The sequence below is a fragment of the Halolamina sp. C58 genome (assembly GCF_051195095.1).
Taxonomy (GTDB): Archaea; Halobacteriota; Halobacteria; order Halobacteriales; family Haloferacaceae; genus Halolamina.
The window spans coordinates 82,970-95,123 of the sequence record NZ_JBNTJY010000001.1; the positions used below are offsets into that span (position 1 = coordinate 82,970).

The window sequence follows — 12,154 nt, forward strand, 5'->3', positions numbered from 1 at the left end:
GGCGCGCTACTCCAGCTCGCCGAGCGCGTCGACCACGCGATCGATCAGCTTCCGCTCGGCCCGGCGGAGGTTCTTCGACGCCGCGGGCTTGGAGACGTCGAACTCGTCGGCGAGGTCGCCCAGCGTCGCCCCGCGCGGGCTCTCGAAGTACCCCCCTTCGACCGCGGTTTCGAGCGTCTCGCGCTCGGTCTCGGAGAGCTCCCGGCAGCCGTTTATCAGCGTCATCGCCGCGCCCGCGTTGCTCATGAGCTCGGAGATCTCCGGGATGCTGGTGTCCTCGCGGGAGAGCACCGAGAAGTCGTTGTTGCGCTCCAGCCCCGCGAGCGCGCCGTCGGCGAGCCCGTCGTTGTCGAAGCCGACGTGCCACGTCTCGCGGCCGTCCTCGATGTAGAACGGGCCGGTGACGTAGCCGTCGTTCTGCCGGATGGTGCGCATTGCGCTGGTCTCCTGGATCGTGGTCCGGATCCGGGCCGCGCCGTCGCGCTTGGCGAGCAGGTCGAACCCCTCCATCCCCCGGTGCTCGCGGAGCATCGACAGCCCTTGATCGAGCTCGTGGCGGTCCGGCGCCTCGACGACCATCCGGGTTTCGAGCTCCCCCGCCGCGGGGTTGAACTCCCAGTAGGAGGCAGCGAAGCTCAGGTCGGCGTCGTCCGTCGTGTCGATGAACGGGCAGTCGTACTGCCGCATATCGAGTGCGATGTCGATCATGGGGCGCTGTACTATCATGAACGATTCTTCGGTTCCCTGTTAAGGGTTTCCGTGGGCGGACCAGCTCTTGGGGGCCGGGTTCATACCTGAACCCTCCCTTATTGGGTGGTTCGGGGACTGTCCCTCTCCATGACCGACGACCCCATCCCGGGCGCCGACGGCCCGGCACTCACCGCCGAGAACGTCCTCGAGGTCGACGACGACCGGTACACCAGCGATTCGGTCGCCATCGTGACGGGTGCGGCCTCGGGGATCGGCCGCGCGGTCGCGGTCGCGCTGGCGGCCAACGGCTGCACCGTCGCCGCGACCGACGTGGACGCCGACGGCCTCGACGACACTGCCGACCGCGCCGCGGCGCTGGGTGCCGACGGCCCGGTGCACACGATCGAGGGTGATCTGACCGACGACGCCGACATCGAACGGATCGTCGACACCGCGGCGGAGTACGGCGATCTGCGGTTCCTCGCGAACGTCGCGGGGCTCCAGCACGTCGCGCCGATCGAGGAGTTCCCGGCCGAGCGGTACGACCTGATGCAGCGAGTGATGCTCCGCGCGCCCACGCTGCTGGCCAAGCACGCGCTCCCGCACGTCCGCGCGGCCGGCGGCGGCGCCGTCGGCAACATGGCGTCGGTCCACGGCCACTACACGACGAGCGACAAGGTGGCGTACAACGTCTGTAAGTTCGGGCTCCGCGGGCTCACGCAGTCGCTCGCGGCCGAGGGCGACGGCGAGGTCCGGGCGTTCTCGGTGTCGACGGGGTACGTCTCGACGCCGCTGGTGACCGGGCAGATCCCGGACACTGCCGAGCAGCGCGGGCTGACCGAGCAGGAGGTGGTCGAGGACGTGATGCTCGGGCAGTCACGGACGAAGCGAATGATGAGCCCCGTCGAGGTCGCGAACCTGTTCGTGTTCGGCTTCTCGCGGCACGCGACACACCTCAACGGCGGGGATCTGCTGTTCGACGGCGGGATGACGACCACCTACGAGTAGGGGAGACGGAGTGCCCGGCGGCGGCGGACTGGACCCGAGGCGCGATCAGATGCCCCTGACGGTCTCGATGATCCCGACCGACTCCAACACCATCCAGACGAGGAACAGCAGGTACAGGCCGAGGAAGCCGTACGCCTCGAGGTCGGTCAGTTCGAGGTCGGTCCGCGTGAACACGATGAACACCAGCGTCGCGAACGCGAGAAAGCCCATCGTCGGGATCGCCGCGAGGAAGTTGATCGTCGCCGAGCCGGCCAAGATGACCCCAATGGGGATCGCGACGAGAAGGTTGAACGTGTTGCTCCCGAGCACGTTCGTGAGGCTCGTCACGCTGTCGTCGTTCTTGGCGGCGCGGACGCTCACGAACGTGTCGGGGAGGCTCGTCCCGGCCGCGATGACGGTGATCCCCCAGAGGAAACTCGGCGAGCCGAAGATCGCCCCGAGGGACAGAGCGGCGCGGATGAGCCCCTCGACGCCCACGGCGATCACGAGCAGCGCGATCAGGAGGATCCCCCACTCACGGGCTGGACGCACGTCGGTCGTGGCCTCGGCGACGTGGTCGCTCGCGTCCTGCTGGTGGAGGAAGAGGTAGATCCCGTACGTCGCCAGCGGCAGTATCGCCAGCGACGGCGTCAGTATCGCGGCGCTGTTCGTCCCGCCCGGGACGTACGTCGCGCCGAGCGCGAACACGATGAACAGCACGAGGACGCTGATGACGTAGAACTGGGCGTCCTTGAGGACGAGGCTCCGCGTCGCTTCGAGCTCGTCGCTGAAGATGGCCGACAGCGCGGGGATGACGAGCAGATTGAAGATGGCGCTCCCGACGATGGCGCCCACGCCGAGGGAGAACTCGTCGTGGACCACCGTGCTGATGACGACGGAGCTGATCTCCGGGAAACTCGACCCGACGGCGACCACGACGGCCCCGTGAACCGCGACCGGCAGGCCGTAGTGCCGGCTGAGTCGCTCCGCGGATCGGTCGAAGTACTCGCTGCCCTTCCAGATGACCCCGACCCCGACCACGATCAAGACGAGGGATGCAGCCAGTCCCGGCATTGTCGGCCCGTTACGCGACGGGACGGAAAGGAATGACCCAATCGATCCGGCTCAGCGAGGATGCGTTACTCCCCGAACCGATCGTTCACGGCGCCCCGGTCGATCTTCGAGGGGCCGGAGGTGGGCATCTCGTCGACGAACGCCAGCGCTTTCGGGTGTTTGAACGACGCGAGCCGGCCGTCGAGGAACGCCGTCAGCTCCGAGAGCGTGAGCGACTCGTCGCCGACGACGACCGCCTTCCCGACCTCGCCCCACGTCTCGTCGGGGATCGGGACGACGACCGCCTCGTCGACTTTCGGGTGGTCGGTCAGCGCGTTCTCGACGGCGGCGGGGTAGACGTTCTCCCCGCCCGAGACGTACATGTTCTTCTTCCGCCCCTCGACGTAGTAGTAGCCGTCCTCGTCGACACGGACGAGGTCGCCCGTGGAGACCCAGCCGTGGCCGGCGTCGCCCGTGGCGCCGAACGTGCCCCGCGTCTCGCTCTCGTTCCCCCAGTAGCGGTCGGCGGCGTGGGGCGAGGCGAGTTCGAGTTCGCCCACCTCCCCCTGCTCGACTGCCTCCCCGGCGTCGTCGACGACGCGGGCGTCGACGTGCATCGCCGGCACGCCGACGCTGTCGGCCTTCTCGCGGGGCCAGCCGTCTGGCATGGTGAAGTTGTTCGGTCCGCACTCGGTCAGCCCGTACCCCTGCGAGAGGTCGACGCCGCGGTCCCACCACGCCCGCAGGACGGCGTCGCGACACGGGCCCCCGCCGGATTTCGCGAACCGCAGCGTCGAGAGGTCCGTGGTCTCCCAGTCGTCGTGTTCGGTCATCATCCGCAGCACCGCGGGGACCGCGACGAGCACCGAGGCGTTCGTCTCCTCGACGAGGTTCAACACTTCGCCGGGGTCGAACTCCCGGGCGATCACGACCGTCCCACCCATGTGGAACAGCGGGAGCGTGAGTACGTTCCAGCCGCCGGTGTGGAACATCGGGAACACCATCGGCGTCGTGTCGTCCTCGCGCAGGCCCCACGCGGTGATCGTGTTGAACGAGTTCCACAGGAGGCCGCCGTGGGTCAGCACCGTCTCCTTCGGCGTCCCCGTCGAGCCGCCGGTGTGGAGAAAGAGCGCGGGGTCGTCCATCGAGAGGTCGGCGGTGTCGACCGGCGAGTCGTCGGCGGGGCGCTCGTCGAGCAGTGAGGGGTGGTCGACCACTCCACCGTCCTCCGCGGGAAGCGCGCGAACGGTCGTCTCTAGATCGACGCGGGCGAGCGCGTCCTCGACCGCCCCGACGAACGGTGCCTCGACGACGAGCAGTTCTGGATCCACATTGTCGAGCAATTCGCCCAACTCCCGCGCGGCGAGACGGTGCGAGAGCGGCGCGAGCACCCCGCCGGTCTTCCCGCAGGCGAAGAACAGGTCGACCAGCGCGGGTCGGTTCCGGGAGACGACCGCGACGCGGTCGCCCTCGGCGACGCCGTGCTCGCGGAGCAGGCGTGCGGTCCGGTTCGCCCGCGCGTCGAGGTCGGTGTAGGTGAACTCCCGCCCCGTGGTGTCGTCGACGAGGCCGACGCGGTCGGGCGAGAGTTCGGCGCGCTTCTCGCTCCACGCGCCCACCCAGTCGTACGGGCGGGAACTGTGGCCGTGGACCGGCGAGAACTCCTCAGGCATGCTGCTCGAGGAACTCGCGGAGTCGGTCGGTCACGCTCTCGGCCTGCTCGACGAAGAAGAGGTGCGGGCCCCCCTCGAACAGTTCGAGTTCGGCGTGGGGGAGTCGGTCCACGAGCGCGTGGGCGTTGTCGACGGGCAGCACCTCGTCGTCGGTACCGTGCATGACCAGCGTCGGGAGCGAGAGCGACCCGAGCTCGTCGGCAGCGTCGAACGCCTGCACCGCGGCGGCCTGTGCGTTCCGCCCGGCCTCGCTGGCGTCGGAGTCGAGCCGCCAGTCGACGATGTTCTCGATCAGTTCCGGGTGCGCCTCGGCGAACCCCTCGGAGATCGCGGGCGTCATCTTGTACCGGATCGCCTCGCGCTCGTCGGCGTCCTCGGGCACGTCGAACATGAACGCCTGCGTCTCCGGCGGGACGGGGACCGCGTCCTCGCCGCCGTGGGAGGTACAGAGCAGCGCGAGCGACGCGGCGCGGTCGTCGTTGAGCGCGAAGCGCTGGGCGATCATCCCGCCCATGCTCGCGCCGACGACGTGGGCCGACTCGACGCCGGCGTCGTCGAGCACCGCCCCCAGATCCTCGGCCATCTCCGCGATCGTGTACGGCCCTGCCGGGCAGTCCGAGGCCCCGGTCCCGCGGTTGTCGAACACGATCGTGTCGTAGGACTCGGCGAGGGGGTCGCGCTGGAACTGCCACATCCATTTCCCGTAGCCCAGCCCTTCGACGAACACCACCGTCGGCGCGTCGCGCGGCCCCTCCCGGTCGTAGGAGAGCGCCACGTCGCCGTTGTGTGCGGTCGGCATACCCTCGAACTGTCGCCCGCGGGCTATCAAGGTCCGTATTCACATGTGAACCGGGGATGCTACGGTGCCGCCGGAACTCCGTCGAGGTATGCCCGTTGCGACCGTCGGCGACGACGCCGAAGTACAGCGCACCGTGACCGAGGAGACGATCCGGGAGTACGCCGAGCTCACCGGCGACGAGAACCGCCTCCACACCGACCCCGACTACGCCGCGGAGGGGTTCTTCGGCGGCGTCGTCGCCCACGGGATGCTCGGCGCGGGGCTGATCAGCGCCGCGCTGGCCGCGCTCCCGGGCGACATCGTCTACCTCTCGCAGGATCTCGCGTTCGAGGCGCCGGTTCGACCCGGCGACACGGTGCGGGCGAGCGTGGCGGTCGTCGCGGAACTGGGCGACGACCGCGTGCGCGTCGAGACGGTCGCCGAGGTCGTCGACGGCGAGCCGACGACGGTGATCGACGGGGAGGCGGTCGTGCTGTCGGTGCCGCACGACGAATAGCGAAAAAGGGCAGCTACGGCCGCCGAAACGCTCGCAGTTCCGCGGCGACTACGGTCGGCGGAAGGCTCGCAGTTCCGCGGCGACTACGGTCGGCGGAAGGCTCGCAGTTCCGCGGCGACTACGGCCGGCGGAACGCGCGCAGCGTGTCCCGCCGCTTGCTCGACTCCGAGAGCAGCTGTGCGAACCCGCGCTGCTCGAAGATCGCCTTCCAGTCGCGGTGGTACAGCGGGAACTCGTCGTTGACGTAGGAGACGTCGGCCGCCTCGCGGGCGCCCGCGCCGCGGGCGGACTCGTTCTCGACGGTGAGCAGCAGGTCGCCGGTGACGCGGGCCACCTCGTCGAACACCGTCTCGGCCTCGTCGGGGTGGATGTGCTGGAGCGTCTCGACGGAGTAGACGGCGTCGAACGCGCCGTCGTCGAACTCGGGCAGGATCGCGGCGGCGTCGCCGACGTGGAACGTCGCGTCGGCGGCGAGGTCGGGGTACTCCTCGCGGAGCACGTCGATGGCGTCCGCGTTGATCTCGATCCCGTGGAGGTTCTCCAAGCCGCCGTCGTGGAGGTGTGCGAGGTGGCGGCCGGAGCTACAGCCGATCTCCAGCACGCGCGCCTCCCGGTCGAGGAAGTGCGAGACGAGATCGCGCACCTGCTCGCTGGCCTCGTTCGGCCCCTTGTGGGCGTAGTACGTCGGCGAGAACTCGCCGGTCCGCTCGGCCCACTCCTCGCGCACGTCCTCTGGGTTCACGCTCGACCGTCGGGCACGGGCGAGTAAAGGCCCGTCGGCCCGCGGACGGGCGGCTGCCGGCGCTTCGACGCCGGCGAGGTCGGACCGAAGGGGTTAACAGTCGGCCGCGAGTTCTTCGATACGTAATGGCGACTGGTACGGTTGATTTCTTCAACGACACGGGCGGTTACGGTTTCATCGAGACTGAGGACGCGGACGACGACGTGTTCTTCCACATGGAAGACGTCGGCGGTCCCGACCTCGAAGAGGGCCAGGAGGTCGAGTTCGACATCGAACAGGCCGACAAGGGCCCGCGCGCGACGAACCTGACCCGCCTGTAACTCGGCTCAGCGTTTTCGCGACGCAGTAACTATTCGGGCGTCCGCGTTGCGGACCCCTGAACTCACACGTTCGAGCGGCAGCCATTCGCTGCCGCGCTGTGTTCACGCCCCGAGCGACGGCTATCCGCAACCGCCTTAGGCCGTCGGCGTGGAACGCGAACCATGCAACCACGAGCGATCGCGGAGCTCTCGACCGCCGAGCGCCGGGCCTTTTTCGACCGGGACTCGGGCGTCGAGAGCGCCCGCGAGGACGTTCGCGAGATCCTCCCGCGGGTGCGTGAGGAGGGCGACGTGGCGGTTCGTGAGCTCTCCAAGGAGTTCGACGGCGTCGACGTCGCGAACATCGACGTGACCGCCGAGGCCGAGCGCGCGGCCGAGGACGTGGCCGACGACACGCTGTCGGCGATCCGCGACGCCGTCGAGAACGTCCGGGCGTTCCACGAGCGTCAGCGCCCAGACGACTGGCGCGAGACGTTCGAGGACCGCGAGCTCGGCCGGCGCTTCCGGCCGATCGAACGCGTCGGCGTCTACGTCCCCGGCGGCACCGCCGCCTACCCCTCCAGCGCGATCATGGGCGTCGTGCCCGCGAAAGTCGCCGGCGTCGAACACGTCGCCGTCGCGACGCCGCCCGCCGAGGAGATCAACCCCGTCACGCTCGCGGCGATCCACGAGGCCGGCGCCGACGCGGTGTACTCCGTCGGGGGTGCGCAGGCTATCGGCGCCCTCGCCTACGGCACCGAGACCGTCGACGCGGTCCAGAAGGTCGTCGGCCCGGGCAACCCCTGGGTGACGGCCGCGAAGGCGGAGGTCCGGGGCGAGGTCGAGATCGACTTCCTCGCCGGGCCGAGCGAGGTGCTCGTGCTGGCCGACGACACCGCCGACCCCGAGTTCGTCGCCGCGGACCTGGTCGCACAGGCCGAACACGACCCGGAGGCCAGCGTCGTCGCCGTCACCGACGACGCCGCGCTGGCCGAGGCGGTCGTCGAGGCGGTCGAGGAACAGGTCGGCGAGCGCGAGCGGGAAGAGCTGATCCGAGAGGCCCTAGACAACGACGCCTCGGGCGTGCTCGTCGCGCGTTCGATGCCCGAGGCGGTGCTGTTCGCCGAGGAGTACGCCGCCGAACACCTCTCGATCCAAGCCGAGAACGACGAGGCGCTGCTCGATCGGATCGACAACGCGGGCAGCGTGTTCCTCGGCCCGTACGCGCCGGTCGCTGCCGGCGACTACGCCACCGGTACGAACCACGTGCTCCCGACCGGCGGCGGCGCGAAAGTCCACGGCGGCCTCTCCGTCGACGAGTTCCTGCGTTCCTCGACGGTGCAGCGCCTCGACCGCGACGCGCTGGCCGACCTCTCGGACACCGTCACCACGCTCGCCGAGGCGGAGGGGCTGGAGGCACACGCCGAGAGCGTCCGGGTGCGACTACACGACGGCGAGAACGCAGGGGACGCGTCCGGCGACAGCACCGACGGTGCCGGCCGCGCCGGGGACGATAGCTAGATGCCCCGACCCGCGGCACCGACGTTCCCGGACGCCTGCGAGCGACTGCTCCGCGATCCCGACGGCGACCACTCGCTGTACACGACGCTCGCACCGGTGTTCGATCGTCTGACCGACGAGGAGCGCGTCGCCGGCGACTTCGAGGCCGTCCGGGCGTTCGCCCCCGAGTCCGGCGACGCGCTCGAACTCGGCTGCGGCGTCGGCGCGCTGCTGACCCACCTCACCGACCGCTACGACCGCGCGCTCGGCGTCGACAGCCACCACGACCTGCTCCGCTTCACGGCCCACCGTGCCCCCGACGCGGACGTGGCGGTCGGCGACCCGCGCGACCCGCCGACGGACGCGGCGTTCGACCTCGTGGTCGCGATGGCCGGCCCCGCGGCGCCGCCGACGGTCGACGATCCCGCCGACTTGGTCGAGGCCGCGGCCGGCCGACTCGCTCCCGAAGGGACGCTCCTCCTGCGTGCGGTCACCGACGCCGACGCCGTCCGCGGCGCCGTCGAGTCCGTGGGCGTGCTGACCGGGAGCGGCTACCGGATGGAGCGCTCGGTGACCGATCTCCCGAGCAGTGGCGGGATCGACCTTCGGATGGGCTACCGCGCGACCGACGAGGACAGCGGCGACACCGCGACGACCAGCGAGACCATCACGGTTCCGGTCCACGACGCCGAGTCGCTCCGGGAAGCCGCGGAAGCGGCCGGGCTACAGGACGTCCGACTCGTCGACGGTTCGGGGACGACGCTGTTGGTCGCCCGAGCCTGACGGTCGGTTTCTGTTGCGAAAATTTCGAGAACAGTCCCGCGGATAGTCGCGTGATTACCCGGACTCCTCCGACTCCGGCGCACCGTCCGAGCCGTCGCGCTCGCGGATTCGCAGCGTCGCGATCCGGGTCCCGTCGACGCCGGTCACCTCGGCGACGTGCCCGTCGATCTCGACGCTGTCGCCGTGTTCGGGCGCGCGGTCCAGCCGACTGAGCACGAGGCCGCCGACCGTTTCGACGCCCTCGTGTGCGAACTCGGTGCCGAGCACGTCGTTCACCGCCGCGATCGCGACGCCGCCGTCCACGTCGACCCCGCCCCCGGCGCGCCGGTGAATCGACGGTTCGGCCTCGTCGAACGTGTCCGTGAGGTCGCCGACGACGGCCTCCACGATGTCCTCGACCGTGGCGATCCCCTCGAACGACCCCCACTCGTCGATCACCGCGGCCATCTGCTGGCTGTCGTCCCGGAACTGCGCCAGCAGATCGTCGATCGACGTGGTCTCGGGGACGACGATGATCTCGCGGGCGAGGTCGCCGGCCGTGACTGCCGAGTCGCCGTCACCGACCGCGCGCAGCACGTCCTTCACGTCGACGAACCCGACCACCTGTGTCGGGTCGTCGGCCTCGACGACCGGGTAGCGCGTGTGGCCCGACTCGTCGACGACGGTCCGGAGGTCGTCGAGCGACGCGTCGGTCGGAACGCTCACCACGTCCGGCAGCGGCACCATCACCTCCCGGACCGCGGTGTCGTCGAGTTCGAACACGCGCTCGATCATCGCGACTTCGCCGATGTCGACGTGGCCCGCCTCGCCGGATCGGGACAGCACGCGCCGGAGCTCCCGTTCGCCCAGCGTCTCGTCGGACTCCGAGGCCGGCTGGACGCCGACCAGCTGGGTGAACGCGTTGGCGGCGCCGTTGAACACGACGATTCCCGGGTAGAACAGCAGATAGAACAGCTTCATCGGCGGCGCGAGCAGCAGCGAGAGCCGTTCGGTTCGGGCGATCGCGAACGTCTTGGGCGCGAGCTCGCCGAACACGACGTGGAGGAACGTGATGATCGAGAAGCCGATCGCCACCGCGACGAGGTGGACCAGCGTCGGCGGGAGCACCGACCCCAGCACCGGCTCCAGCAGCGACGCGATCGCGGGCTCGCCGGCCCACCCCAGCCCCAGCGAGGCGAGGGTGATCCCCAACTGCGTCACGGCGAGGTAGTTGTCGAGATCCGTCATCACGTCCTGCAGCGCGCCCGCGCCGGTGCGTCCTTCCTCGACCAACTGCTCGACCGAGGTGGCTCGCACCCGCACGAACGCGAACTCCGCGGCGACGAACAGGCCGTTCAATCCGACGAGCAACAACGCGACGAGTAGCCGGCCGACCGAGAGGGCGACGTCTACCATCGCCCCGACGAGCAGCTGGCGGTCGTCTGCGACGAGTCCATACCCGACTGTCCGGCGCTGGCGGCAAAAAGCATCCCCCACGGTCGGTGCCGGGGGTCGTCGCCCGCGGACCGGGAGGGTTTTCCTGTGCAGCCGTCCTTCGTCGAGCCATGTACCACGTCGTCGGCGGCGGGATCGCCGGCCTCGCGGCCGCGTACAGCCTCCAGCAGCGCGGTCACGAGGTCCGAATCTTCGAGGGCAGCGACGAACTCGGCGGGCTCGCGGCCAGCTACGAGACCGGGGGCGACCCCATCGAGAAGTTCTACCACCACCTCTCGAAGTCCGAGGAGACGATCGTCCAGCTCGCCGACGAACTGGGCGTCGGCGACCGGATCGACTGGCGACTGGGGAAGAACGCCTACTTCGTCGACGGCGAGGCCCACCCGATGGACACCCCGTGGGAGATCCTCGCGTACCCGCACATGAACCTCTACGACATCTTCCGACTGGGGATGCTCACGCTGGAGATCGACGTGCGCGGCGGCGTTCCGAAGTTCGACACGTACGACGACCTCACCGAGTTCGAGGACGTGCCGATCAAGGAGTTCCTGTTGGAACACACGACGCGCGGGGTGTACGAGAACTTCTTCGAACCCCTGCTCGACGCGAAGTTCGGCGACCGCAAGGAGGACGTGAGCGCGGCGTGGCTGCTCGGCCGGATCAAGTTCCGCGGCGAGCGCGACCTGCTCCGGGGCGAGATTCTGGGCTACCCCGAGGGCGGCTTCGAGGCGCTGCTGGACCCCCTGATCGAGGCTGTCGGGCCCGACACCGTACAGACGGACACTCACGTCACCGATCTCGGGATGTCGGACGGGACCGTCGAGACGCTCACGACAGAGTCCGGCGGCGAGACGACGACCCACGACACCGAGGGCGTCGTCGTGGCGACGATGCCGAACGTCCTCGAGGAGCTGACGGGGTACACCTGCGAGATCGACTTCCAGGGCGCGGTGTGTGCGGTCGTGACGATGGACCGCCCGCTGACCGACACGTACTGGCTCAACATCGCCGACGACGCCCCCTTCGGCGCGCTGATCGAGCACACGAACTTCGTGCCGCCGGCGCGCTACGGCGGGCAGCACCTCCTCTACGTCGCCTCGTACGTCCAGAGCGACGACGAGTGGCTCGCGACGGCCGACGACGACGAGATCCAGCAGGAGTGGCTCGACGCGATCGAGGGGATGTACCCCGAGTTCGGTCGCGAGCACGTCGAGGAGTTCCGGCTGGCCAAGGCGCCGCGAGCCGCGCCGATCTACGAGCGCGGGTATCTGGACATGGTGGTGCCGTACGATCTGGCCGAGGACGTGGGCGAGGGGCTCTACTACGCCGGGATGGCCAGCGAGGCGCAGTACCCCGAGCGCAGCCTCGACGGCGGCATCGTCGCCGGCTTCGAGTGCGCGAAGCGCATCGACCGGAAGGCGGACTGACTAAGGGTGTTCCTTTGCGAGAACTGAGGTTCCGTCGAGTCAGTCGGTAATAGCGATGGCAACAGCACCTCCACCGTTGCCTACTGGAACCCCTACCGAAACAGCATCTCGAAGCCTGACCACTTGCGACCGCAGAGTGCCGGGCACGAGGCCCGGCACGGCACCGAGTCCCCACCCCTCCCCCCGCGGGCGTCGCCGAGAGTCTGCGACTCTCGGCTGCCAACCAGAAATCGGAGATTTCTGGTGACGCCGACCGTTGGCGCTCGCGAGG

General features: G+C 69.6%; 12 protein-coding genes. 6 read left to right on the plus strand and 6 right to left on the minus strand.

The window, feature by feature from the left end; genetic code table 11:
• Positions 1–6: 6 nt before the first annotated feature.
• Positions 7–708: a helix-turn-helix domain-containing protein gene (locus ACQUSM_RS00445; protein ID WP_435118244.1), complete on the minus strand. Its 702-nt coding sequence runs from the start codon at positions 706–708 to the stop codon at positions 7–9.
• Positions 709–837: 129 nt separating this feature from the next.
• On the opposite strand from ACQUSM_RS00445, the gene ACQUSM_RS00450 reads away from it, so the two are divergent.
• The gene (locus tag ACQUSM_RS00450; RefSeq protein WP_435114919.1) at positions 838–1,698 is read left to right on the plus strand and encodes an SDR family oxidoreductase; all 861 of its coding nucleotides are present in this window, start codon (positions 838–840) and stop codon (positions 1,696–1,698) included.
• Between the two features lie 45 nt (positions 1,699–1,743).
• Here the strand turns inward: ACQUSM_RS00450 and ACQUSM_RS00455 are convergent, their stop codons facing one another.
• The 3 genes from ACQUSM_RS00455 to ACQUSM_RS00465 form a co-directional block, all read right to left on the minus strand.
• Positions 1,744–2,751: a sodium:calcium antiporter gene (locus ACQUSM_RS00455; protein WP_435114920.1), complete on the minus strand. Its 1,008-nt coding sequence runs from the start codon at positions 2,749–2,751 to the stop codon at positions 1,744–1,746.
• Positions 2,752–2,816: 65 nt separating this feature from the next.
• Positions 2,817–4,403, minus strand: a complete 1,587-nt coding sequence (locus ACQUSM_RS00460) for an AMP-binding protein (protein ID WP_435114921.1) — start codon at positions 4,401–4,403, stop codon at positions 2,817–2,819.
• Positions 4,396–5,202 (minus strand): alpha/beta fold hydrolase, encoded by an 807-nt coding sequence (locus tag ACQUSM_RS00465; RefSeq protein WP_435114922.1) that lies wholly within the window; start codon positions 5,200–5,202, stop codon positions 4,396–4,398. Before ACQUSM_RS00465 ends, ACQUSM_RS00460 begins: the two co-directional genes overlap by 8 nt.
• Positions 5,203–5,290: 88 nt before the next feature.
• Between ACQUSM_RS00465 and ACQUSM_RS00470 the strand changes: the two genes are divergently transcribed.
• The gene (locus tag ACQUSM_RS00470; RefSeq protein WP_435114923.1) at positions 5,291–5,698 is read left to right on the plus strand and encodes a MaoC family dehydratase; all 408 of its coding nucleotides are present in this window, start codon (positions 5,291–5,293) and stop codon (positions 5,696–5,698) included.
• A gap of 118 nt (positions 5,699–5,816) precedes the next feature.
• Here the strand turns inward: ACQUSM_RS00470 and ACQUSM_RS00475 are convergent, their stop codons facing one another.
• Positions 5,817–6,440, minus strand: a complete 624-nt coding sequence (locus ACQUSM_RS00475; RefSeq protein ID WP_435114924.1) for a class I SAM-dependent methyltransferase — start codon at positions 6,438–6,440, stop codon at positions 5,817–5,819.
• Positions 6,441–6,565: 125 nt separating this feature from the next.
• On the opposite strand from ACQUSM_RS00475, the gene ACQUSM_RS00480 reads away from it, so the two are divergent.
• The 3 genes from ACQUSM_RS00480 (at position 6,566) to ACQUSM_RS00490 (ending at position 9,022) form a co-directional block, all read left to right on the plus strand.
• Entirely contained in the window at positions 6,566–6,760 is a 195-nt protein-coding gene (locus ACQUSM_RS00480) for a cold-shock protein (RefSeq protein ID WP_049980416.1), read from the plus strand.
• Positions 6,761–6,922: 162 nt separating this feature from the next.
• The gene (gene hisD / locus ACQUSM_RS00485; protein ID WP_435114925.1) at positions 6,923–8,260 is read left to right on the plus strand and encodes a histidinol dehydrogenase; all 1,338 of its coding nucleotides are present in this window, start codon (positions 6,923–6,925) and stop codon (positions 8,258–8,260) included.
• On the plus strand, positions 8,261–9,022 hold the full coding sequence (locus ACQUSM_RS00490; protein WP_435114926.1) for a class I SAM-dependent methyltransferase: 762 nt from the start codon (positions 8,261–8,263) through the stop codon (positions 9,020–9,022). It abuts the gene before it with no gap.
• A 54-nt stretch (positions 9,023–9,076) separates the two neighbouring features.
• Here ACQUSM_RS00490 and ACQUSM_RS00495 read toward each other — a convergent pair whose 3' ends face one another.
• Positions 9,077–10,417 (minus strand): hemolysin family protein, encoded by a 1,341-nt coding sequence (locus tag ACQUSM_RS00495; protein ID WP_435114927.1) that lies wholly within the window; start codon positions 10,415–10,417, stop codon positions 9,077–9,079.
• A gap of 149 nt (positions 10,418–10,566) precedes the next feature.
• On the opposite strand from ACQUSM_RS00495, the gene ACQUSM_RS00500 reads away from it, so the two are divergent.
• A complete protein-coding gene (locus tag ACQUSM_RS00500) occupies positions 10,567–11,883 on the plus strand; it encodes an NAD(P)/FAD-dependent oxidoreductase (RefSeq protein WP_435114928.1) in 1,317 nt (438 codons plus the stop codon).
• Positions 11,884–12,154 lie beyond the last annotated feature (271 nt).

Excerpts from the sequence above, each read along its gene's own strand:
- ACQUSM_RS00445 (WP_435118244.1), bottom strand. The coding sequence starts at position 708 with ATGATCGACATCGCACTCGATATGCGGCAGTACGACTGCCCGTTCATC.
- ACQUSM_RS00450 (WP_435114919.1), top strand. The coding sequence starts at position 838 with ATGACCGACGACCCCATCCCGGGCGCCGACGGCCCGGCACTCACCGCC.
- ACQUSM_RS00455 (WP_435114920.1), bottom strand. The coding sequence starts at position 2,751 with ATGCCGGGACTGGCTGCATCCCTCGTCTTGATCGTGGTCGGGGTCGGG.
- ACQUSM_RS00460 (WP_435114921.1), bottom strand. The coding sequence starts at position 4,403 with ATGCCTGAGGAGTTCTCGCCGGTCCACGGCCACAGTTCCCGCCCGTAC.
- ACQUSM_RS00465 (WP_435114922.1), bottom strand. The coding sequence starts at position 5,202 with ATGCCGACCGCACACAACGGCGACGTGGCGCTCTCCTACGACCGGGAG.
- ACQUSM_RS00470 (WP_435114923.1), top strand. The coding sequence starts at position 5,291 with ATGCCCGTTGCGACCGTCGGCGACGACGCCGAAGTACAGCGCACCGTG.
- ACQUSM_RS00480 (WP_049980416.1), top strand. The coding sequence starts at position 6,566 with ATGGCGACTGGTACGGTTGATTTCTTCAACGACACGGGCGGTTACGGT.
- hisD (WP_435114925.1), top strand. The coding sequence starts at position 6,923 with ATGCAACCACGAGCGATCGCGGAGCTCTCGACCGCCGAGCGCCGGGCC.
- ACQUSM_RS00490 (WP_435114926.1), top strand. The coding sequence starts at position 8,261 with ATGCCCCGACCCGCGGCACCGACGTTCCCGGACGCCTGCGAGCGACTG.
- ACQUSM_RS00495 (WP_435114927.1), bottom strand. The coding sequence starts at position 10,417 with ATGGTAGACGTCGCCCTCTCGGTCGGCCGGCTACTCGTCGCGTTGTTG.
- ACQUSM_RS00500 (WP_435114928.1), top strand. The coding sequence starts at position 10,567 with ATGTACCACGTCGTCGGCGGCGGGATCGCCGGCCTCGCGGCCGCGTAC.